Annotated in this window: 22 protein-coding genes; 8 read left to right on the top strand and 14 right to left on the bottom strand. The window is 60.8% G+C overall.

Features of this window, described 5'->3' with window-relative positions:
- Positions 1-29 precede the first annotated feature (29 nt).
- The 4 genes from ACR0KM_RS10570 (at position 30) to ACR0KM_RS10555 (ending at position 3451) form a co-directional block, all read left to right on the top strand.
- Positions 30-1019, top strand: coding sequence for an ABC transporter substrate-binding protein (locus ACR0KM_RS10570; protein ID WP_480821718.1), 990 nt, complete (start codon positions 30-32; stop codon positions 1017-1019).
- A gap of 155 nt (positions 1020-1174) precedes the next feature.
- Positions 1175-1888, top strand: coding sequence for an ABC transporter permease (locus tag ACR0KM_RS10565; RefSeq protein WP_480821720.1), 714 nt, complete (start codon positions 1175-1177; stop codon positions 1886-1888).
- A complete protein-coding gene (locus tag ACR0KM_RS10560) occupies positions 1881-2615 on the top strand; it encodes an ATP-binding cassette domain-containing protein (RefSeq protein ID WP_480821722.1) in 735 nt (244 codons plus the stop codon). The genes ACR0KM_RS10565 and ACR0KM_RS10560 overlap by 8 nt, the downstream gene beginning before the upstream one ends.
- Positions 2616-2638: 23 nt before the next feature.
- Entirely contained in the window at positions 2639-3451 is an 813-nt protein-coding gene (locus ACR0KM_RS10555; RefSeq protein ID WP_480859634.1) for an ABC transporter substrate-binding protein, read from the top strand.
- A 39-nt stretch (positions 3452-3490) separates the two neighbouring features.
- Here ACR0KM_RS10555 and ACR0KM_RS10550 read toward each other — a convergent pair whose 3' ends face one another.
- The 10 genes from ACR0KM_RS10550 to ACR0KM_RS10505 all read right to left on the bottom strand — a co-directional run bounded on the left by ACR0KM_RS10550 (position 3491) and on the right by ACR0KM_RS10505 (position 12649).
- The gene (locus tag ACR0KM_RS10550) at positions 3491-4363 is read right to left on the bottom strand and encodes a substrate-binding domain-containing protein (RefSeq protein WP_480859632.1); all 873 of its coding nucleotides are present in this window, start codon (positions 4361-4363) and stop codon (positions 3491-3493) included.
- A complete protein-coding gene (locus ACR0KM_RS10545; RefSeq protein ID WP_480821728.1) occupies positions 4364-4489 on the bottom strand; it encodes a hypothetical protein in 126 nt (41 codons plus the stop codon).
- Between the two features lie 13 nt (positions 4490-4502).
- Complete coding sequence (locus tag ACR0KM_RS10540) at positions 4503-5765, bottom strand: c-type cytochrome (protein ID WP_480859631.1); 1263 nt, start codon at positions 5763-5765, stop codon at positions 4503-4505.
- Positions 5766-6968: a formate dehydrogenase subunit gamma gene (locus tag ACR0KM_RS10535; protein WP_480821732.1), complete on the bottom strand. Its 1203-nt coding sequence runs from the start codon at positions 6966-6968 to the stop codon at positions 5766-5768. It lies immediately after the preceding gene.
- 74 nt (positions 6969-7042) lie between these two features.
- A complete protein-coding gene (gene fdh3B / locus ACR0KM_RS10530) occupies positions 7043-7639 on the bottom strand; it encodes a formate dehydrogenase FDH3 subunit beta (protein ID WP_039530246.1) in 597 nt (198 codons plus the stop codon).
- 15 nt (positions 7640-7654) lie between these two features.
- Positions 7655-10549: a formate dehydrogenase subunit alpha gene (locus ACR0KM_RS10525; protein ID WP_480859629.1), complete on the bottom strand. Its 2895-nt coding sequence runs from the start codon at positions 10547-10549 to the stop codon at positions 7655-7657.
- 105 nt (positions 10550-10654) lie between these two features.
- Entirely contained in the window at positions 10655-10843 is a 189-nt protein-coding gene (locus ACR0KM_RS10520) for a ubiquinol-cytochrome c reductase iron-sulfur subunit N-terminal domain-containing protein (protein ID WP_480650760.1), read from the bottom strand.
- A gap of 63 nt (positions 10844-10906) precedes the next feature.
- Positions 10907-11518 (bottom strand): TorD/DmsD family molecular chaperone, encoded by a 612-nt coding sequence (locus ACR0KM_RS10515; protein WP_480859626.1) that lies wholly within the window; start codon positions 11516-11518, stop codon positions 10907-10909.
- A 4-nt stretch (positions 11519-11522) separates the two neighbouring features.
- Positions 11523-12098 carry a DUF3306 domain-containing protein gene (locus ACR0KM_RS10510; RefSeq protein WP_480859623.1) on the bottom strand — a complete coding sequence of 192 codons (576 nt, stop codon included), beginning with the start codon at positions 12096-12098 and terminating at the stop codon, positions 11523-11525.
- Complete coding sequence (locus ACR0KM_RS10505; protein WP_480821742.1) at positions 12095-12649, bottom strand: DUF3305 domain-containing protein; 555 nt, start codon at positions 12647-12649, stop codon at positions 12095-12097. The genes ACR0KM_RS10510 and ACR0KM_RS10505 overlap by 4 nt, the downstream gene beginning before the upstream one ends.
- 248 nt (positions 12650-12897) lie before the next feature.
- Here ACR0KM_RS10505 and ACR0KM_RS10500 point away from each other — a divergent pair, with 248 nt between their 5' ends.
- Positions 12898-14853: a 4Fe-4S binding protein gene (locus ACR0KM_RS10500; protein WP_480859619.1), complete on the top strand. Its 1956-nt coding sequence runs from the start codon at positions 12898-12900 to the stop codon at positions 14851-14853.
- On the opposite strand, the gene ACR0KM_RS10495 is transcribed toward ACR0KM_RS10500, so the two are convergent.
- Entirely contained in the window at positions 14847-15575 is a 729-nt protein-coding gene (locus ACR0KM_RS10495; RefSeq protein ID WP_480859617.1) for a hypothetical protein, read from the bottom strand. The two genes, ACR0KM_RS10500 and ACR0KM_RS10495, sit on opposite strands and share 7 nt — an antisense overlap.
- 108 nt (positions 15576-15683) lie before the next feature.
- On the opposite strand from ACR0KM_RS10495, the gene ACR0KM_RS10490 reads away from it, so the two are divergent.
- Genes ACR0KM_RS10490 through ACR0KM_RS10480 form a run of 3 tightly spaced genes read left to right on the top strand, consistent with a single transcriptional unit; the run spans position 15684 to position 17916 of the window.
- Positions 15684-16745 carry an Mrp/NBP35 family ATP-binding protein gene (locus ACR0KM_RS10490; RefSeq protein WP_480859615.1) on the top strand — a complete coding sequence of 354 codons (1062 nt, stop codon included), beginning with the start codon at positions 15684-15686 and terminating at the stop codon, positions 16743-16745.
- Positions 16742-17437 carry a biotin/lipoate--protein ligase family protein gene (locus tag ACR0KM_RS10485; RefSeq protein ID WP_480859613.1) on the top strand — a complete coding sequence of 232 codons (696 nt, stop codon included), beginning with the start codon at positions 16742-16744 and terminating at the stop codon, positions 17435-17437. Before ACR0KM_RS10490 ends, ACR0KM_RS10485 begins: the two co-directional genes overlap by 4 nt.
- The gene (locus tag ACR0KM_RS10480; RefSeq protein ID WP_480859612.1) at positions 17437-17916 is read left to right on the top strand and encodes a DUF6505 family protein; all 480 of its coding nucleotides are present in this window, start codon (positions 17437-17439) and stop codon (positions 17914-17916) included. Before ACR0KM_RS10485 ends, ACR0KM_RS10480 begins: the two co-directional genes overlap by 1 nt.
- On the opposite strand, the gene ACR0KM_RS10475 is transcribed toward ACR0KM_RS10480, so the two are convergent.
- The 3 genes from ACR0KM_RS10475 to ACR0KM_RS10465 form a co-directional block, all read right to left on the bottom strand.
- On the bottom strand, positions 17913-18413 hold the full coding sequence (locus ACR0KM_RS10475) for a flavin reductase family protein (RefSeq protein ID WP_480859609.1): 501 nt from the start codon (positions 18411-18413) through the stop codon (positions 17913-17915). The genes ACR0KM_RS10480 and ACR0KM_RS10475 overlap by 4 nt on opposite strands.
- Positions 18414-18499: 86 nt before the next feature.
- Positions 18500-19912 carry a 3'-5' exonuclease gene (locus tag ACR0KM_RS10470; protein WP_480821756.1) on the bottom strand — a complete coding sequence of 471 codons (1413 nt, stop codon included), beginning with the start codon at positions 19910-19912 and terminating at the stop codon, positions 18500-18502.
- Between the two features lie 2 nt (positions 19913-19914).
- Positions 19915-20433: a hypothetical protein gene (locus ACR0KM_RS10465; RefSeq protein ID WP_480821758.1), complete on the bottom strand. Its 519-nt coding sequence runs from the start codon at positions 20431-20433 to the stop codon at positions 19915-19917.
- Positions 20434-20436: the final 3 nt, after the last annotated feature.

Here is a 20436-nt window from a genome sequence, read left to right as displayed (position 1 = left end):
GCGATAACTAGCAACTAGGAGACTTGAAGATGAAGAAGCTACTTAGCGGGGCGGTTGCCGCCTTCAGCCTGGCCGCCACCACGGCCTGGTCGGCGGATGAGGTTACATTGCAGCTGAAATGGGTGACGCAGGCACAGTTCGCGGGCTACTACGTGGCCAAGGACAAAGGGTTCTACGAGGAAGAGGGGCTGGACGTCACCATCCTGCCCGGTGGCCCTGACATCGCACCCACTCAGGTGATTGCAGGTGGCGGTGCGGACGTCACCGTGGAATGGATGCCCGCTGCGCTGGCGGCGCGGGAAAAGGGCCTGCCGCTGGTGAATATCGCGCAGCCGTTCAAAAGCTCAGGCATGATGCTGACCTGTTGGAAGGATGCCGGGATTTCCTCGCCCGATGATCTGAAGAACCGCACGCTGGGCGTCTGGTTCTTTGGTAACGAGTTCCCGTTCATGAGCTGGATGAGCCAGCTTGGCATCGACACCGGCGGCAAAAGCGAGAACGGTGTCGAGGTGCTGAAACAGGGATTCAATGTTGATCCGCTGTTGCAGCGGCAGGCGGATTGCATCAGCACCATGACCTACAACGAATACTGGCAGGTCATTGATGCTGGCGTCGCGCCCGAGGAACTGGTGACGTTCAAATACGAAGATCAGGGCGTGGCCACACTTGAAGACGGCCTGTATGTGCTCGAAGAGAATCTGAGTGATGCGGCTTTTGTCGACAAGATGCAGCGTTTCGTACGTGCCTCGATGAAGGGCTGGAAATACGCCGAAGAGCATCCGGATGAGGCCGCCGATATCGTGCTTGAAAATGACGCGACCGGCGCACAGACGGAAGAGCACCAAAAGCGCATGATGGGTGAGATCGCCAAGCTGACCGCTGGATCGAATGGCGCGCTGGACCCTGCGGATTTCGAGCGCACGGTGGCGACACTGCTGGCGGGTGGCTCTGATCCGGTGATTACCGCCCAGCCCGAGGGGGCCTGGACGCATCAAATCACCGATGGGGCGCTGAACTAGCGGCGGCGCGCATCGACTTCTTAGGCGCGGTCCCCTCAGGGGCCGCGTTTTTCTTTGGGGTGTCGGTTTTGTGTCTGTACTTGTTTGGCTGATGAATTAGTATTTCTATGTAATTTAAGGCATTTCGCGATGATATGCCAGATTATTGGAATGAAATGCAGGGATTTGCATCGGAATTCAGTCACGCGTTGGCTCTGATCCTGAACGGGGATGCAGAGCTTTGGGCGATTGTCCTGCTCTCTTTGCGGGTCTCGGTGTTTGCCGTGTTGATTTCGGCTGCGATCGGGATGCCCGTCGGGGCGGCGCTGGCGGTTGCGCGGTTTCCGGGGCGGCGGGCGCTGATCATCCTGATGAACGCGCTGATGGGCTTCCCCCCGGTTGTCGTCGGGCTGCTGGTCTATCTGATGCTGTCCCGCTCAGGTCCGCTGGGGGTGTTGGAATTGCTTTATACGCCAACAGCCATGATCATCGCGCAAGTGGTTCTGGTGACGCCCATCGTAGCGGCCCTGACCCGGCAGGTGGTCGAGATGCTGGCCGAGGAATATTCCGAGCAGTTGCGCTCACTGGGCGTATCCCGTCTAGCTTCGGTCCCGGTGCTGCTGTGGGATGCGCGTCTTGCGTTGGTCACGGCTCTGCTGGCCGGGTTTGGGCGCGCCATCGCCGAGGTGGGCGCGGTGATCATTGTCGGCGGCAACATCAACCATGTCACCCGCGTGATGACCACGACGATTGCGCTTGAGACCTCAAAAGGCAATCTGGCGCTGGCATTGGCTTTGGGGGCGATCCTGATCGGCATCGCGGTCGCAGTGAACGCGATGGTCAGCGCGCTGACCCTGCGGGCCGAGCAGGAGGGGCTGCGCCATGCGTGACGTCGTCTCCGAAATAACCGGCACGCTTGACGTGCGCGATCTGTATATCAGTCGCAACGGCACGGCATTGCTGGACGTCTCGCGCCTCAGCCTGCGGGGACCGGGTCCGACTTTGATACTGGGACCGAATGGTGCGGGCAAAAGCCTATTGCTGCGCTGCCTGCATGGTTTGATTGTGCCGGATCGGGGGCGCGTGTGTCAGGATGGGGAACCCCTGGGCGCGAGTCACAAGGCGCGTCAGGCGATGGTGTTCCAGAACCCTGTACTGCTGCGGCGTTCGGTTGCAGCGAACCTTGATTTTGTGCTGAAACGTCAGGCCCTGCCGCGCAGTTTGCGTAAACAGCGGATCGCCGAATTGCTCGCGGAAGGCGGCCTTGAGGGCAAGGCGCGCCAGTCCGCCCGCTCGCTCTCGGGCGGTGAGGCGCAACGGCTGGCGATCTTGCGCGCGCTGGCCATCGGGCCCGAAACTCTGTTTCTGGACGAACCCACCAGCGCGCTGGATCCGAATGCCACACAGATGATCGAGCGGATGATCCTGCGCGCCTCAGAGCGCGGGGTACGCATCGTTATGGTCACGCATGACATCGGACAGGCACGGCGACTGGCAGCGGACATCGTCATGATGCAGGCTGGCCATGTGGTGGAACAAGGACCGGCCCGGCAGGTGCTTGAGGCCCCCCAAAGCAGCGCGTCGCGCCGGTATCTGGCAGGCGGCTTAATCACTTGATTTATGTAAAACGGAGATTTCGGATGATCCGGAAAACTATTCTGGCGTCGTTGGTTTCGCTTGGGCTGGCCGCTTCGGCTGGGGCTGAAGAGCCCTTTATCGTGCTGCAATCCACGACATCTACGCAAAACTCGGGATTGTTGGATTACATACTGCCGGGGTTTGAGGCCGAGACCGGCATAGATGTACGCGTGGTCGCCGTTGGCACCGGTCAGGCAATCCGCAATGCGGTGAATGGGGATGGTGATGTGTTGCTGGTGCATTCCAAGCCTGCGGAAGAGAAGTTCGTGGCTGATGGCTGGGGCGTTGAGCGGCTGGATGTCATGTATAACGACTTTGTTCTGGTCGGTCCGAAAGCCGACCCGGCCGGGATCGGAGGCGGTGACGATATCGTCGCCGCGCTGGATGCCGTGGCGCGGGCGCAGGTTCCGTTTGCATCGCGCGGGGATGACAGCGGTACACACAAGGCGGAGATGCGTCATTGGCAGGCGACGGGCGTTGATCCGACTGGCGCCTCGGGCACGTGGTACCGTGAAACGGGTTCGGGAATGGGGGCGACGCTGAACGTCGCCAGCGGCATGGACGCCTATGTTCTGACCGACAGGGCGACGTGGCTGTCGTTCGGGAACCGGGGCAACCTGCAAATCCTTGTTGAAGGTGATCCGCGCCTGTTCAATCAGTATGGCGTTATCCTAGTGAACCCCGAAAAACACCCGGGCGTTCGCGCCACCGCCGGACAGCGATTCATCGATTGGCTCACTGGGCCTGATGGTCAGGATGCAATTGCATCCTATCGGCTGGAGGGCGAGCAGCTGTTCTTTCCAAACGCGCAGTAGTTTCGCCTTCGGCGAGAGTATTTGGAAAAAGATGAAGTTCTAGCCACTGGCGCCATTATGGTGGATCTGTCCCAGATCGCTCAGGTCATATCCTCCCAGTTCGGTTGCCCGTTCGCTGAAGCGCTTGGATTGCAGGAAGTGTATCAAAGTCTGCATGGGAGCCTCGAAGTAAGCGCGACGCCAGATGGCAAGGTCCAGACGCTCGGAATGGGTGGGAACGAAGCTGAGGTCATAGGGGCGCGCGAGCGCCCCAAGCCCAAATCCGGCCTCGGCCTTGCCATCGCGCAGGGCGGTGGCCAATTCCTCTTCGGTCCTTGCGCAGACAGGCAGGGCGTTCAGGTCGTCGCGGCTTAGCTCATGGGCGCTAAGTTCGGCATCGAACAGCCGTTGGCTTGCGGCGCTGTCCTGACGCAGGATCACCCGTCTCTCTTTCAGGTCTTTGAAGCCAGCGATGCCAGAGGTACCGGGGGCCAGTAGCAGGCCGCGTTGTCGGTGCGCGATCTGATAGAGGATCACCGGGGCCTCGCCCATTGCATCGCTCAGGGCCTGCGTATTGAACCCGTTGGCTTCATGAATGTGAAGCGCCGCCGCTTGTGCGCTGCGGTCGGCAAGACGGCTAAGGCCATCGAAAGACCCGTCGTAGTAAGTCGCCAGCCCCGAACCGCTTTCCCGCAGCGCCCAGTCCAGCAGCGGATCGTGGCTGCCTGCAACAATCGGGGGCAGGGGCGGCTCGGCGACGTCCGGTCCAGAGCGCGAGGCGTTGAGCCAGGCGATGATCTCGGCCTTCGGGAAAAGCAATTTGCCCATCGCACGCACGCAGGGAATCTCGCCCGAGGACGCCAGATCATAGGCCTTGCGCTCACCAATGCGCAGAAGATCCGCCAGCTCGCGGGTGGTCAGGTATTGTGGCATTCAGTCGAGGCGTACAGCTGAACCGGACGTTTGGTCCTGCGCACTGAACCCGAACTGATCCAGGGTATAGGGCGCCGCGACAGTAATTACGACCATCGCGACGACGGCTGTCAGAAAGGCTTTCATAGTCTCCTCCGGCTCAGTCCTGTGATGCGGTGGCGCTGCGCAGGAACGCGATCAGATCGATCCGGTCCTGTGCTTGCGTGATCCGCTGCATCGGCATCTTTGACCCCGGAATGTAGTGGTCCGGACCCTCGTCGAAAAGAGCATTTATGGTCTCTTCATTCCAAATGATATCAGAGTCTTGCAACGTGTCCGAGTAGAAATATCCGGGCAGGCTGCCGGCGCGGCGTCCGAAGATGGCGTGCAAGGTCGGACCGGCGCGCCGTTCGCTGTCTGGCGTCAGGCTGTGGCAGATCGAGCATTTACGGGCGAATTGCCGTTCGCCATTTTCCATCTCGTTGGGGTCCTTGAGAAAGCTTGGCTCGGTAGCGGCCATCTGTTCCTGATCGCGCAGGGCGGCAACTGGCCAGCTGTACATCGCCTCATCAATACCTCCTGCATGGATGTTCTGCCCGTCTGCAGAGAAGGCCAGCGCCCAGACCGGTCCGCGCAAGGTGGCGCGGAAATCCTGTGCGATGCGCCAGTCGACCGTGTCGATGATCATGATGTAGCCTTCGCCGTCGCCAACCGCCAAACGCCTGCGGTCGGGGCTGAGCGCCATGGCGAGGATGGGCCTGCGGTCCAGTGTGAAATCACGCTCGTCCCCGGTGGCCGGGTGCAGGATGCGCGTTACCCCGTCAACCGCCCCATAGGCGATCCAGCCGTCTTGTGTGTTGAGCACCAGTTCGTTGATACCGAACCCATGTTCGACCAGTCGATTCGTTTCCTGACCGCTGTCGATATCCCAGATGCGCAGCGTACCATCGACCCCTGCCGAATAAAGCCGCGCGCCGTCTGGTGCGAAAGCCACCGCATTTACACCGCTGCCGGTAGGACCAAGCAGGGTAGGCTCTGATCCGTCTACGGGCCACAATCCAATAGTGCCGTCCCAACTTGCCGTTGCAATGTGGGTTTTCGAGGCTGCGATGCCCACGATTTTGCCCTTGTGCCGTCCAACCACCGCGCCGCCCGGCCAGCGTCGCAAGGTGAAATCATCCCCTGCGGAATAGATCGCGGTGCCATTGAACGTGACCGAGTTCACGGCGGCTTCGTGCCCTTCCAGCCACTCGGGCTTCTGGTCAGTCCACAGGCCGATTGAATTGTCGAAACTTGCAGTGGCGATGCGCCCGTCCGGTGCTGTGGCGATCCCCATGATAGGACCGCCATGCCCCTTGAGCGTGAAGAACTCGGACCACGCGGGCAGGGGGATCAGGGCAAGCGCGACAGCGATCCAGCGCATCTATTCCGCGGGCGAGGCCGCTGCCTTGCTGGCCTCTTTGTCCTGCACCTCTTCCAGCCATAGCGAGTGATGTTCGCGGGCCCATTGCTCTTCGACCTCGCCTGATCCCATGGCATCAAACGCGCCCTCCATCCCGACCGAGCCAAGGTATATATGGGCGATGATGATCGCGATGAACACATAGGCCACCATCACGTGCCAGACTTGGGCATACTGCATTTCTTCTTGTGGTGACATCTGCACCGGCAGGTTCAGTCCCAAAGCCTGCGGAATACCCGTGGAATTGGCGACTGCGAAGGTCTTTGCGAACATTGGCAATTCGAATGGGAACAGCAAAGACAGCCCCGACAGGCTTATCGAAACGCCCAGCAGAATGCAGGCCCAGAAGATTACCTTTTGGCCCGCGTTGAATTTCTTGGCGGGCGGGTGGCTGCCTTTGGTGAACAGCCCCCCTCCGGCGGCCAGCCATTTCAGGTCGGTCCGGTTGGGGATGTTATGGGCGATCCAGTTCACGGTGACGATGATCAGGCCCAGCATAAAGGCCCAGGCAAGGTTGTTGTGCAGCCATTTGCAGGCTTGCGCAATCGTGGCAAATCCTTCTTTGCCGAAAATCGGGATCAGGAAGTCGCGACCATAGAGCGTGAGCAGGCCAGTAACCCCCAGGATCAGGAACGACCCGGCAAACAACCAATGACCGAAGCGTTCGAAACTGTTGAAGCGCAGTACGGTACGGCCCGTCTTTTCGCCGTCTATGCGGATTTTTCCGCGGAGCAGGAAGAACAGCACGATGATCGCCACCATTCCTGCAATGATATAGCTGCCGTATTCGCGCAGCGGCCCGGTGCGGAATTCCCACCACCACATGCCGCCGTCCTGGATCAGGACACTGTCGGCAGGGCCGTGTGAGGACACGGTGACGTCCGCCGATCCAAAGCGCAGCGCGCGATATACGTCACTGTCCGAGGACACACCGCTGGGCCCAAACTGGCCCAAAAGACCTTCGACATTACCCTGGCCGGTGTTTTCCGAGCGAAAGGTATTGTCAACTTTCTCGCCGCGTTGCCGGGCCAGAATATCTTCAAGCGTTGTTGCACCGCCGGTCGAGGCGCGCTCATTTGCAGGGGCCTCGGCCCCATCGGTTTGTGCGACGGTGGCTTGTGCCAGCCCGATGGTGAACAGCAATGCGATGAGTAAGCGGAGCATCTGAACCTCGGTCAAAATCCCTGTTCAGGCGACCCACATCTGCAGGTCGCCTGTTTAGGTCATGGAAAGCTGGCTTAGCCGTCTTTCTGGTCGTAGGCCGTGCCCCAACCCCATGCGCCCGAGCCAAAGCCGCGGGCGACGACGCGCTCGCGATAGATGGCCGAGACCACGTCGCCGTCTCCGGCGAGCAGGGCCTTGGTGGAACACATCTCGGCGCAGATGGGCAGTTTGCCCTCGGCGATACGATTGCGACCATATTTGGCGAACTCTGCGGTCGAGTGCGTTTCCTCGGGGCCGCCGGCGCAGAAGGTACATTTGTCCATCTTGCCGCGCGATCCGAAGTTGCCCGCCTGCGGGTATTGCGGCGCGCCGAAGGGGCACGCGTAGAAGCAATAACCACAGCCAATGCACAGGTCCTTGGAGTGCAGGACGACCCCTTCTTCGTTCTGATAGAAGCAGTCGACCGGGCACACCGCCATGCAGGGCGCATCCGAGCAATGCATACAGGCCACCGAGATCGAGCGTTCGCCCGGGTCACCGTCATTGATCGTCACCACCCTGCGGCGGTTCACGCCCCACGGCACCTCGTGCTCGTTCTTACACGCGGTGACGCAGGCATTGCACTCGATGCAGCGTTCGGCGTCGCAGAGAAACTTTGCTCTTGCTGCCATTTTCTCTTCTCCTCCTTACGCTGCCCAGATCTTGCAGAGAGTCGCTTTGGTCTCTTGCATCTGGGTCACTGAATCATAGCCATAGGTCTGGGCAGTGTTGGTACTTTCACCCAGCACATAGGGGTCAGCACCGGCAGGGTATTTGTGCCGCTGATCTTCGCCCTGGAAATGGCCACCAAAGTGGAACGGCATGAAGGCCACACCGGCACCGACCCTGTTGGTCAGCATCGCCATAACCTTGACCTTGCCGCCCTCAGGACCTTCGACCCAGACCTGTGATCCGTCCCGAATGCCAAGGTTGTTGGCATCGCGCGGATTGATCTCAACGAACATATCCTGCTGCAGCTCGGCCAGCCACGGGTTCGACCGTGTCTCATCGCCGCCACCTTCATATTCGACCAGACGACCTGACGTTAGGATTATCGGATAATCCTTTGAAAAGTCGTTCTTTTGGATCGAAGCATAAAGGGTGGGCAGGCGATAGGCCTGACGGTCGTCGTAGGTCGGATAGTCCTCCACCAGATCGCGCCGGTTCGTATAGAGCGGCTCGCGATGCAGTGGGATCGGATCCGGGAAGGTCCAGACGACCGCGCGGGCTTTGGCGTTCCCGAAGGGCGCACAGCCATGCTTGATCGCAACCCGCTGGATACCGCCGCTGAGGTCGGTTTTCCAGTTGGTCTCTGGCCCCGCAACAGCGTCGATCGCTGCGCGTTCCTCAGCCGTCAGGTCGCCATCCCAGCCAAGGTCCATCAGCATCTGCATCGTGAATTCCGGATAACCATCCTGAATTTCCGATCCAACGCTATAGACCCCTTCGGCCAGCAGGTTGTCACCATCGCGTTCCACGCCAAAGCGCGCGCGGAAGGTCAGGCCACCTTCGGCCACCGGTTTGGACATATCATACAGGTTCGGTGTCCCCGTATGACCCATTTCGGGCGTTCCCCAGCAGGGCCACGGCAGGCCATAATACTCGCCGTCGTTGGGTCCACCAATGGCTTGCAGCGTGGTTCTGTCGAACGTGTGCTGGTTGGCCATGTGGCTTTTAAGACGTTCAGGCGACTGACCGGTATAGCCGATAGTCCAGAGGCCCTTGTTGAACTCACGCGTGATGCTTTCAACATTCGGGGTTTCCGGGTCGTCCATCTCGATGTTGCGGAACAGACGATCCGCCCAGCCGAACTTGTTGGCGAACTTGGCCATGATGACCTCGTCCGGCAAGCTTTCGAACAGTGGTTCGACGATCTTGTCGCGCCACTGTAGCGACCGGTTCGACGCCGTGACCGACCCACGGGTTTCGAACTGCGTACAGGCGGGCAACAGGTAAACACCATCGGTGCGGTCATGCAGAACGGCCGAGACTGTGGGATACGGGTCGATCACGACCAGCATGTCCAGCTTCTCCATCGCCGTCTTCATTTCCGTCATCCGGGTCTGCGAGTTGGGCGCGTGGCCCCACAGAACCATGGCGCGGACGTTGTTGTCCTGATCCATGTTGGCCGGGTCTTCCAGAACACCGTCGATCCAGCGGGAAACAGGGATACCGCGCTCATTCTGCAGCGGTTTATCCTTGCCTTCCTTGTCCTTGATCGTGGCGAACTGACCCGCCAGCCATTCAGGATCTTCACCCCAGACACGGGCCCAGTGACCCCATGCACCCTTCGACAGGCCATAATAGCCGGGCAGGGTGTGGGACAGAACACCAAGGTCCGTCGCGCCCTGCACGTTGTCATGGCCGCGGAAGATGTTGGTGCCACCACCCGAGGTGCCCATGTTGCCCAGCGCAAGCTGAAGCACGCAGTAGGCGCGGGTGTTGTTGTTGCCGTTGGTATGCTGCGTACCACCCATGCACCACACAACGGTGCCGGGGCGGTTGTTCACCATGGTCCGGGCAACGCGGCGCAGCTGCGAGCCGGGCGTGCCGGTGACGCGCTCAACCTCGTCGGGGTTCCACTTGGCAACCTCTTCGCGGATCTGGTCCATACCCCAGACACGGGTGCGGATGAACTCTTTGTCCTCCCAACCGTTGTCGAAGATGTGCCACAGGATACCCCAGACCAGTGCTACGTCGGTGCCGGGGCGGAAACGGACATATTCATCCGCATGCGCCGCGGTGCGCGTAAAGCGCGGATCGCAGACGATCAGAGGAGCGTTGTTCTGCTCTTTCGCACGCAGGATATGCAGCAGCGAGACGGGGTGCGCCTCGGCCGGGTTACCACCGATGATAAAGATGGCCCGGCTGTTGTGCATGTCGTTGTACGAGTTGGTCATGGCGCCGTAGCCCCATGTGTTCGCAACGCCCGCAACAGTAGTCGAGTGGCAGATACGCGCCTGATGGTCCACGTTGTTCGTGCCCCAGTAGGCGGCGAACTTGCGGAACAGATAGGCCTGTTCGTTGTTATGTTTCGCAGAACCCAGCCAGTACACACTGTCCGGCCCGGATTCCTGACGGATGTTCATCATGCCGTCGCCGATCTCGTCGATCGCCTGTTCCCAGCTGATGCGCTTCCACTCTCCGCCTTCCTTTTTCATCGGATATTTCAGGCGGCGTTCGCCATGAGCGTGCTCGCGGACCGAGGCCCCCTTGGCGCAGTGCGCACCCAGGTTGAACGGGCTGTCCCAGCCGGGTTCCTGCCCGACCCAGACACCGTTCTGCACTTCGGCAACGACAGTACAGCCGACCGAGCAGTGGGTGCATACGGATTTGATGTTTTCAACGGCGGTGTTCGCCGCTGTCTGGGCACTGGCTGGCGTCACGGTTCCACCCGTGGCGCTGATCGCGGCAAGGCCACCGATCGTCAGGCCCGAGCCACGCAGGAATGCGCGGCGATCGACGGTTTTCTCGCCGACCTGGGACAGGATACTTGTCCGCTGGGGGCGTCTCGCAACCCCGTTGGTCTTTTTCCTAAGCATTTCTTACCTCCCTTGCGCGCCGTGTCAGTCACGGCTGGCTTGGTACTTCGCGAAACCGACGTCAGGGCCAATCGCAACCGTCAGTCGGGTGTGACAACGTCCGGCTTAGAACCGGGCGCTCTCCAGATAGGCGCGCGTATGCGCGGTATCCTGCATCCGGGTTTCGTCCGTAGGCAGCTCGGCTGCTTCGGCCTGTCCGGTCAGGCTGGCGGCGGCGACGGCAGCGGGTGCTGCAGTTCCGGCCAGTTTGAGGAAGTCGCGGCGGGTTGCGCCTTCTTCCTTGGTCTTGCTCATGGGGGTCTCCTTTCCCATTTGCAGTTTAACGCCCAGGTCTGGGCGCTGGCGAATGACAGCGCGTCACGCTGTCGTCATCCGGAAGGCCTCGCGCTCGATCTCCATGAACGCCCGACCGGCTGTGCCGACCGAGGCATAGAGAACCGAGTTCTCGGCACCTTCCAAATCAGAATAGAAATGTGCGGCCCATGGGCCGATATGCTTGTTCCAGAACGTTTTCTGATCCTCAAGCGGAGCAGGCGCGCCGAACCGACCGACGATCATGCCCGCCATCATCTCCATCAGCGAGGCGATGTTGTCCTCGGGCTCATAGACATTCTGCGCCCGTGTGATCCCGCGTGCGGCCATATCATTGCGCAGCTGCGCCAACGGTTTCTCGTTCAGGAAACCAGTCAGGTAGAAACTGGCATAGGGCAACAGCTCACCACGTCCCAAGCCGATGAAAAGCGCGTTGAACTCACGCTCGGCGGCGGCGGGTTTGGTGACCTTTGCGACCCGCGCCATCGCCTGAATCGCCTGACCCAGATCGCTGTCATCGCCGTTCAGACCGGCCATTTGGTCCAGCAACAGCTGATCGGGTGGACCAGCCAGTAGCAGCCCCAGAAAATTGTAAAAATCCGCGCGCAGACGATCCTCGGCCGAGATATCCATGTGTTGCGCTTCGCTTGCGGTCATCAGGTCATCCTTCAAATTCAAACTTCATGCGGCGAGGGGCAGGGGCGATGTCCTCTTCCTCGGGGCCTTCGGTCTCTGCCACCAAGATGGGTTCCGGGGGTACGGCGACCGGGGCTTCAGGATCTTCCTCCGCTTCTTCCAACTCGGGCGCGGCGACGTCCGGCTCGACCTCTTCCGCCTCGGCCGCCAACGCTTCGACATGAGCCAACATGCCTTTGCCCACCTGATAAGCAGTTTGCAGGTTTTCGATCACGCAGGCGGCGTCGGTATAGTCTTCTCCGTAATCGACCAGCCCATCGACATTGGCCAGAACGGGATTCAGTCGCCATAACTTTCGCAAAGCACGACGGCGCAGACGATCCGGCACGGCCTTGGCCATAAAGCCCGAAACGTCATCTCCGGCCTGCAGCGTGTCAGGATCGGGCAGGTTGAATTCGGCCAGGATCTCGGCATCGCTCTTTTCGTCTAACTCGGCTTGCTGTGTCGCGACGATCTGTTCTTCGGCGGCCAGCGCTTCGGCCTTGGCTTCGGCCTGAACGGCGGCCTTGCGGCGGGACCAGAAATCGCGTGGCTGGCTCATTGCAGCACCCTGCGCGGCGCGCGATAGACATCCGAATCCTGACGAATGCGCGCATCGCCCTTGCCGTCCTCGACCAGATCGGTGCGTTTCTTGTCGCGGCGGCGTTTGACGAAAACCTCGTCCTGATGATGCTGTAGGGTGAAATCCCGCAACCAGGCAATCAGCCCTTCGGTCATCGGAATTTTCTCGACAATCTCTTCACCGGTATCAGCGTAATCCTGACCCTCGAAGGGTGATGCCGTGACCAGCACCGCATCCATCGGGCGCTCACCATCCAGCGCGTCGCGCAGTACCAGATAGATCGAGGGCTGACCGTCCGAAAGGTTGACCATATAGGCTTCGGTCTCATCCGCCCAAAGGGTCAGTGGTAAGGTGGCCGCGTGGTACTCGACTGCTTCGCCTTCACGGCGCAGTTCAACCCAGTCTGCGGGGCCCGCGCCAGGCAACACGGCAACGGCACGCCAGTTCCATTTGGCCCAGCGAGTTACCCCCGGGGTCTTGCGCACAACGACGCCAACCGGCATTTCGATCTGGCTTGCGGCCTTGGCCACTGGCTCCTCCCCGGAAGGCTCTCCCCTGCCTTCGCTTTGGTGTACTATGGTACATAAAAGGGGCCTGTGCCAAGCCCAGTTTGATCGCAATATGTCGCATTCACTAACTCTTTATTCGTTTGTTTCCATCGCCCAAACGTCAAAGATGTAAAATAATGCACGTTTTCGGGATTTCGCACCGCAACCGCATTGTCTCTGCGCCGATAAGGTCTAAGGTGCTGCGTTACCAAGCAGCGCCGGGAGGGGACATGGCCAGCAAGCTCGTATTATGTGACTGCGAGGGAACACAGAGCCTTGACGGGGAAGGAATCTCTGCAGCCTGTGACACCGCCTGCTCGAAACTACACACCGCGTTGTGCACGCGAGAGCTTCAGGCCGCCGCCGAACTGCTGAAAGGCGATGAACAGGTGGTGATTGCCTGCGGACAGGAAAGCGCCGTTTTCACGGAACTTGCCGAAGAACTTGGGGTCGATGTGCCCGGGTTTGTTGATCTTCGCGATCGGGCTGGTTGGTCCGAGCAAGGCGCAGATGCAACGCCCAAGATGGCGGCGCTGGCGGCTGAGGCCCTGCTGCCCCAGCCTGTGACGCCCAGCGTTGATGTTATCAGTGAAGGTACATGCTGCATCATCGGGGCTGGTGCGGTCGCCTATCCATTGGCTGAACAGTTGTCCGACGTGTTGGCCGTGACGGTGCTTGTGACGGACGGGGCGGACCCTCTTAGCCGTTCGTATGATGTCGCAAAGGCCCGGGTGCGCAACCTGACCGGCGCACTGGGTGGATTTACCTGGCATTTGGATCAGGTGCAGCAACTTGAGCCCGGCGGGCGCGGGAATTTCAGTTGGAGCGCGCCGCGCGACGGCGCCACATCACGCTGCGATATTGTCGTGGATGTGACGGGTGGCACGCCTTTGGTTGCCGCCCCGCAAAAACGCGAAGGTTATTTGCGCGCCGACCCTCGGGATGCAGTGGCCGTTGCACGCCTTGCGTTTGATGCGGCGCAACTGATCGGGACATTTGAAAAGCCGCTTTATGTCCGGCTGGATGAGACGCTCTGTGCGCATTCACGGGCCGAACAGACGGGGTGTACGAATTGTCTGGATATCTGTCCGACTGGCGCGATCACTCCGGCAGGCGATCACGTCGCGATTGATCCGATGATTTGTGCCGGGTGCGGCGCATGCTCCGCGTTGTGTCCGTCAACTGCCATTACCTACGAAGACCCTCCGGTATCGGCGGCCCTGTCGCGGATGCACATTCTTGCCCGGACGTTCCGGCGCGCTGGCGGTACGGCGCCTCGGCTCCTGGTGCATGACGCGCATGGGGCCGAGATGATCCGCATGGCGGCCCGGTTCGGTCGCGGTCTGCCTGCGGATGTCATTCCGCTGGAACTGAATGTGGTTTCGGGATTTGGCCATGCCGAAATGCTGGCCGCTCTGGCGCATGGTTTTGCCCGTGTCGATGTCTTGGCGGGGCCGAAAACCGAGCGGGATGCTTTGGATCGGGAACTGGTGCTGGCGCAGGCCATCGCCGGGGAGCAGGCGCTGAGCCTGATTGATGAGGGCGACCCAGATGCGCTGGCCGATCTGCTTTACGCACAAGAGGTACCAGCGCCTTTGACGGATCCGGTGCTGCCGCTTGGCAACCGCCGTCAAATCGCACGGCTTGCGGCTCAGGCGCTGAACCCGGATGCCGAGGCGCCGTTGACCTTGCCCGAAGGCGCACCCTACGGCGCGGTCGCGGTGAACACCGATACCTGTACGTTATGTCTCAGCTGTGTGTCGCTGTGCCCCTCGGGCGCGCTGATCGACAACCCGGACAAGCCGCAGCTGAACTTCCAACAGGACGCTTGCCTGCAATGTGGAATCTGCCGCACGATCTGCCCCGAACAGGCGATCACGCTGTTGCCTCAACTTGATCTGAGCGATCAAGCTCTGTCGCAGCAGGTGTTGAACGAAGAGGAGCCGTTCGAGTGCGTCGAATGCGGCGCGGCCTTTGGTGTCAAATCAACCGTTGAACGGATCATGGAGAAGCTGTCAGGCACGCATCCGATGTTCGCCACTTCGGATCAGGCGCGGATGATCCAGATGTGCGACAATTGCCGGGTGAACGCCCAGTTCCATAGCACTGACAACCCGTTCCAGTCGGCCCCGAGACCAAAGGTTGTCACCACCGACGACTATTTCTCAAAGCGCAAGGATCACTGAAGTTGCAGCGGAGCGCCCAGATCGGCGGCGCTGAGGGCGGCGACGAAGGCCAGTATCGCTTCGAGGTCATCAAGGCTCATCTCAACTGGATGGATGGGCGAGGGGCGCTCGGGCGGGAAAGGTGGCGTCACGCCTTCGATCTGCGTGAAGGCGGGATGCGGGTTCAGCGCGAAAAAAGCCTGAAACCGCTCGGACCAGTCTGGCATTGCGCGCAGCACCGCAAAAGAGGGGGTCGAGCCCAGACCATTCATACGGTTCCGCGGACCGATCACATGGCAGCGGCCACAATGGGTCATCGACAGGTCTTCGCCCAACAGCGCGTTGCCGTCGATTTCGACGTCCTTGGTGACAACGGCGATCTCAAAGCTTGCGGTGAAGGGCGCACCTTCGCTGGGCGTAAAGCCCTCGACCGTGCGTTTGCCGATATCGGATTGCAGCCAGTCGCGGAACCGCTGTTGCTTGTCACTGTCATCGATGCGCAGGTGATAGATCACGCCGTCACGGGCAAAGACCGGATCGCCGGGTGCGGACGGGGCCAGTGACATGACACCACTTTCATCTGCAACAACGCGTATCCCGGTCTTGAGAGAGAAGCGCGGAAGAATATGTTGCAATAAGCCCGAGTCTGTCACCTCATCCGGGGCGGCAAGGCCCAGCGTCTCCTGCGACCAAGAGGGGCTGGTGGTGAGCGTCAGGCTGAGGCACAACAGGACAAAGCGCATGCGCAACCCTAACGGCGACCAACGTAATGCGTCAAATAAACTGAATGAGACGGAGAGACATGCAATGAAAATCAACCACATGGTTGGACACTTCGACGGGGCCAAGGCATGAGTATCCGCGACGCAGTTCTGGCGAACCTGAAGAAGATCACTGACCCGGTGTCCGGGCAGGATATCGTCAGCGCTGGCATTGTGCGCGCGCTGAATGTCGAAGGCGACACCGTGCGGTTCGTGCTGGAGATCGATCCCAAGCAGGCCGAGAAGATGGAGCCCGTCCGCGCCACGGCTGAGAAAGCAGCGCAGATGGTGGATGGGGTTGCCAATGTCTCGGCGATGATGACAGCCCATTCGGACAAGGCCCCGCCGGATCTGAAGCCGAAACCCAAGCCTTCGCAAACCGGCCCGCAGGCCGTGCCCGGTGTGGACCGGATCATCGCTGTGGCGTCCGGTAAGGGCGGCGTCGGCAAGTCGACCGTTTCTGCGAATCTCGCCTGCGCCTTGGCAGCCGAAGGGCGGCGCGTGGGTCTGCTGGATGCGGATGTCTATGGCCCGTCGCAGCCCCGGATGCTGGGCGTGTCGGGTCGTCCGGCCAGCCCGGATGGCAAGACGATCCTGCCGCTGCGCAATCATGGCGTCACGATGATGTCGATGGGTCTGATGACCAACGAAGGGCAGGCGGTTGTCTGGCGCGGTCCGATGCTGATGGGTGCGTTGCAGCAGATGATGAGTCAGGTGCAATGGGGCGCGTTGGACGTGCTGATCGTCGACCTGCCGCCCGGAACCGGTGACGTGCAACTGACGCTGAGCCAGAAGTTTCAGGTGGATGGGGCCATCGTCGTCTCGACCCCGCAGGATGTGGCGTTGATCGACGCCCGCAAGGGTATTGATATGTTCAACCAGCTCAAGACGCCCATTGTCGGGATGATCGAGAATATGTCGACGCATATCTGTTCCAACTGTGGCCACGAAGAACACGTCTTCGGCCATGGCGGCGTGGCGTCCGAGGCTGAATCGCTGGGCGTGCCGCTGTTGGGGGAAATCCCGCTGCACCTGGATATCCGCGTGGCCGCCGACGGAGGCGCGCCGATCGTGGTCAGCAAACCCGACAGCCCGCAGGCCGAGGCCTTCCGCAAGATCGCCCGTGATCTGATTGCTAAGGGCAGCGCATGACCCAGCCGGTCTTTCCACCCTTGCTCAGCGGGCACCCCGCCAAAGCAGCAGAAGACCCGTTCGAGCAGGCCCAAGCCATGGCTGCGCTTGGCTGTGACGGGGGGACGGTGGTCTACAACATTCAAGCGGATCGCCTGCGCGTGGCCATCATTTTTGCGCCCGAGGTGCCGCTGCAGGATGCGATGGCGATGCTGCCGCTATGTTCGGTTGGGTTCCAGAACGCACTGGGCGCGCTGGCCCCGCCCGAGGTCGCGGTGCATCTGGGCTGGGATGGGCTGATCTGTGTGAATGGCGCGAAATGTGGGGTGCTGAAGGTTGCAGCCTCGTCGACTGAGCCGGATGAGGTGCCCGATTGGCTGATCGTCGGTTGGGAACTGGCGCTGCTGCAAACCAGCGAGGCGCCGGGCGAAAACCCGGACGTCACCGCGCTCTATGACGAAGGATGCGCCGAGGTGTCGGCGACGCAGCTGGTCGAAAGCTGGTCGCGTCACACTCTGACCTGGCTGAACCGCTGGCAAGAGGACGGCAATGCACCCTTGCACGCCGAATGGATGGGCCTGCTACGCGGTGTCGGAGAGCCAATCGGCGACACCGGCGTCTTTCTGGGCACCGATGAGCGGTTCGGTATGCTGATCCGCGACGGGGCCGACACCCACCTGCGCCCGCTGACCGATTTGTTGGAGACCACCTGATGAAACTCGCCCGTGCAATCCACTTCGATGAAAGCGACATGAACGTGTTTCATTCGCCCGCAAGAACCGGCGAGTGGTGCATCTCGGGCGGGTTCGAGTTCTCGAACTGGGGCGAGGGCGATCTTGAGGGTAAGTCGCGTCAGGCCTTCGCCAATGGCTGGTTGGGGCTGGAAACCTTCGGGCGCGTGACCTTTGTTGCCGTCACGCAGGTCGAGCCAGCCGAGATTGACCAGATCACACAGTATCTGGCCGAACATTTCGTGCAGTTCTATGGCGCACCCTCGGTCGAGGCAGCGATGGAAGTGGCGCAGACCGAAATCGCGCATATGGCCGAAATGTGCGAGGATCACGCGCCGAACACGCTGCTGACCGTTGCCCGCGAATTGACCGGGGCAGGGGTGCACGAGGCGTTTCGTGTGATCACCCCGCAAGAGACCCAGCTTGAGGCTTTGGCCGTTCACGGGTCGCTTGATGATTAGATCAGATCTGCGAAACCGCCAAACTGACCGCGTTTGAAGATCAGCCCCTGACCGGGGCGGTGCATGACCTTTTCGACCTTACCGACAAGGATCAGGTGATCCCCGGCCTCGTGTCGGGCCGAGAGGCGACAGTCAAACCGGGCGAGGCACTCTGCCAGCCGGGGTCGCCCGGCGTCATCCTCTTGCCAATCCGCATGGGAAAAATCGAATCCATTGCGCGCAAACTGCAGGGCCTGATCATGCTGATCCTGCGCCATCACGTGGATCGCGTAATGCTCGCAGGTGCTGAACGCATCATACCGGTTCGAGTTCTGATCCAGGCACCACAATACCAGCGGCGGGTCCAGCGAGACCGACGCGAACGAATTCACCGTGATCGCAGCAGGCCCTTGCGCGGTATTGGTGGTCACCACCGTCACGCCGGTGCCGAAACAACCCAACGCCTCGCGAAAGGCAAGGCTTTGTTCGGGGCCGGGAATGAATGTCTTTTCGGTCATCGCGCGCTTTCCACTGGGCCTGTCTCAGGTGCCACGCGGCGCGGGGATTGTCCACGAAAAGCTGACGCGATTTCGGGAATTTCCGGTCAGTTCAGATCTTCCAGCAACCGCCCGTGTTTGCGGGTCTCTGCGATGACGTCGCCAAAGGTCACCATGCCGCGCGCGTTCAACATTGGCAGCATCAAAACCAGCACTTCGGCGGTGGCGACAGCATCGCCCAATGCCGTGTGTCGCAAGGCTTCGGGGATGGTTATGCCCAGTCGCTCACAAACCGCATCCAGGGTGTGCGTTTCGCTGGCTCCGAACAGCACCGCCGACAGCAGGACCGTGTCCAGAATGGGGTGAGTCCACTCTACGCCCATACGCTCGGCATGGCGGTGCAGGAAGGCCATGTCAAATGGTGCGTTATGCGCAACAATTACCGCCTCGCGGGCGAATTGGTGAAAGCTGCGGCCGGCCTCTGCAATATCAGGCGCGCCCTGTACCATGTGGTCGCTGACCTTGTGCACTTTGGTCGAAGCGGGGGGGATCGGGATGCCCGGATTGACCAGAGTATCCAACCGCTCCCCCTCGACGATCTTGCCTTTTACGACGCGCACCGCACCGATCTGTACGATTTCATCTTTATGCGGCAAAAGCCCGGTCGTTTCTGTGTCGAACACCACGAAACACAGATCCAGCAGGGGTCTTTCTTCAAACGCATCATCGCCCGGTGTCTCAAGCAACTCGAAATCATAGACCAGCGGGCGGGCCTCGTCAGGTTCGATCTGGGCGGCACTGTCGTCGAAGACCAGCATGTAACCGGGCGCATCGCCCAGCGGCTTCATCCGTGCCGAATAGGTTTGCCTGCCGTCAACGCTGGTCAGGGTGCAATGCACGTCCTTGCCGGTCTTGGTCAGCTTGGCATAGGCATCCGTCAGGCCCGTCGCTTCGAGGTAGTCGAACAACGAAGCATTCAGGCGCGGATGTGCGATCTGGGCCAGCACTTCGGCGGCCTGTGCATCGTAAAGAACGATCTGGTGTTTTGGCCCGGCCAGTAGCATGGCGACCGGGATCTCGGTCAGCAGCGCCGTCAGGCGTTGTTTTTCAGCGGCCAGATGGGCAGTTTCCGAGGCGACGGCCTCGGCCGTGCTCATCGCGTTGGCCGCCAGTTGTTCGGCCAGACCAGCCGCTGCGGGGGCCAGATCGCCCAGATAGCGGGCGGCCTGCAGGTCCAGATCGGTACTGACCCCGGCATGGGCCCGCGCCCGCAACTGGGCCGAGAGCCGCTCGATCGGTTTGGCGACATTGTCGTCGAACAGCAGCCAGACACCGACGATCAGGGCCAGCAGGCCGAAGGCGATCAGAATCTCGGCGAAGATGTATGCCCCGATCAGGTCAGGATTATCAGCCCGTTCATAGCTGATCCACAAAGCCAGAGCGCTGATGACCAGCCCGCCCACGGCAAGCAAAAAGAAGAACAGGAATATTCTCAGGCGCAGGCTTAGATGGTTCAGCATGATCACACCCCGCAGGTCGCGTCGATCACGGGATCATCGGCGTCTATCCTGACCCAGCTGGCATTCAGGACCCGCCCGTCATCGGCGAATTCAGCGCCATCGACCAGGTTGGCGCGGGCATTTTCGGCGCAGTTTACGGCGACAGGCACTTTCGAGACCGGGGCCCAGCGACCAAAGAAGTAAAGATCGACCAGCCGTTCGTCGGGTACGCTGGAGTTGGTGCGCACCGATGCGGCGTCGATCGCGGCAAAGCGGTCCACGAAGGGGACAGCATAAGTCCACGGACGATAGAAGGCGCGGCTTTCAACCTCTTGTACGATAGTCAGGCTTTCGGGCAGTTGTTCACGTGTGCGGTCATACCACGAATACTCGCTGGTGATCGTCATCCCGATCATACCGGCACCTGCCGCAACCGGCGCAGCCCAGCGGGGCAGGCGGCCTCCGGTCAGTTTGTTCAGCACCATCACGACGCCCGCGCAGGCGAAACCTGCAAAAATCGTGCCGATCAGTTCCAGAAACATAGT

Source organism: Ruegeria sp. G10 (genome assembly GCF_056533645.1).
The sequence above is the reverse complement of the archived record's forward strand: the minus strand, read 5'-3'. Positions and strand labels throughout refer to the sequence as shown.

Bases quoted from the DNA above. Each gene is read 5' to 3' on its own strand.
- ACR0KM_RS10570 (WP_480821718.1), top strand. From the start codon at position 30: ATGAAGAAGCTACTTAGCGGGGCGGTTGCCGCCTTCAGCCTGGCCGCC.
- ACR0KM_RS10565 (WP_480821720.1), top strand. From the start codon at position 1,175: ATGCAGGGATTTGCATCGGAATTCAGTCACGCGTTGGCTCTGATCCTG.
- ACR0KM_RS10560 (WP_480821722.1), top strand. From the start codon at position 1,881: ATGCGTGACGTCGTCTCCGAAATAACCGGCACGCTTGACGTGCGCGAT.
- ACR0KM_RS10555 (WP_480859634.1), top strand. From the start codon at position 2,639: ATGATCCGGAAAACTATTCTGGCGTCGTTGGTTTCGCTTGGGCTGGCC.
- ACR0KM_RS10550 (WP_480859632.1), bottom strand. From the start codon at position 4,363: ATGCCACAATACCTGACCACCCGCGAGCTGGCGGATCTTCTGCGCATT.
- ACR0KM_RS10545 (WP_480821728.1), bottom strand. From the start codon at position 4,489: ATGAAAGCCTTTCTGACAGCCGTCGTCGCGATGGTCGTAATTACTGTC.
- ACR0KM_RS10540 (WP_480859631.1), bottom strand. From the start codon at position 5,765: ATGCGCTGGATCGCTGTCGCGCTTGCCCTGATCCCCCTGCCCGCGTGG.
- ACR0KM_RS10535 (WP_480821732.1), bottom strand. From the start codon at position 6,968: ATGCTCCGCTTACTCATCGCATTGCTGTTCACCATCGGGCTGGCACAA.
- fdh3B (WP_039530246.1), bottom strand. From the start codon at position 7,639: ATGGCAGCAAGAGCAAAGTTTCTCTGCGACGCCGAACGCTGCATCGAG.
- ACR0KM_RS10525 (WP_480859629.1), bottom strand. From the start codon at position 10,549: ATGCTTAGGAAAAAGACCAACGGGGTTGCGAGACGCCCCCAGCGGACA.
- ACR0KM_RS10520 (WP_480650760.1), bottom strand. From the start codon at position 10,843: ATGAGCAAGACCAAGGAAGAAGGCGCAACCCGCCGCGACTTCCTCAAA.
- ACR0KM_RS10515 (WP_480859626.1), bottom strand. From the start codon at position 11,518: ATGACCGCAAGCGAAGCGCAACACATGGATATCTCGGCCGAGGATCGT.
- ACR0KM_RS10510 (WP_480859623.1), bottom strand. From the start codon at position 12,098: ATGAGCCAGCCACGCGATTTCTGGTCCCGCCGCAAGGCCGCCGTTCAG.
- ACR0KM_RS10500 (WP_480859619.1), top strand. From the start codon at position 12,898: ATGGCCAGCAAGCTCGTATTATGTGACTGCGAGGGAACACAGAGCCTT.
- ACR0KM_RS10495 (WP_480859617.1), bottom strand. From the start codon at position 15,575: ATGCGCTTTGTCCTGTTGTGCCTCAGCCTGACGCTCACCACCAGCCCC.
- ACR0KM_RS10490 (WP_480859615.1), top strand. From the start codon at position 15,684: ATGAGTATCCGCGACGCAGTTCTGGCGAACCTGAAGAAGATCACTGAC.
- ACR0KM_RS10485 (WP_480859613.1), top strand. From the start codon at position 16,742: ATGACCCAGCCGGTCTTTCCACCCTTGCTCAGCGGGCACCCCGCCAAA.
- ACR0KM_RS10480 (WP_480859612.1), top strand. From the start codon at position 17,437: ATGAAACTCGCCCGTGCAATCCACTTCGATGAAAGCGACATGAACGTG.
- ACR0KM_RS10475 (WP_480859609.1), bottom strand. From the start codon at position 18,413: ATGACCGAAAAGACATTCATTCCCGGCCCCGAACAAAGCCTTGCCTTT.
- ACR0KM_RS10470 (WP_480821756.1), bottom strand. From the start codon at position 19,912: ATGCTGAACCATCTAAGCCTGCGCCTGAGAATATTCCTGTTCTTCTTT.
- ACR0KM_RS10465 (WP_480821758.1), bottom strand. From the start codon at position 20,433: ATGTTTCTGGAACTGATCGGCACGATTTTTGCAGGTTTCGCCTGCGCG.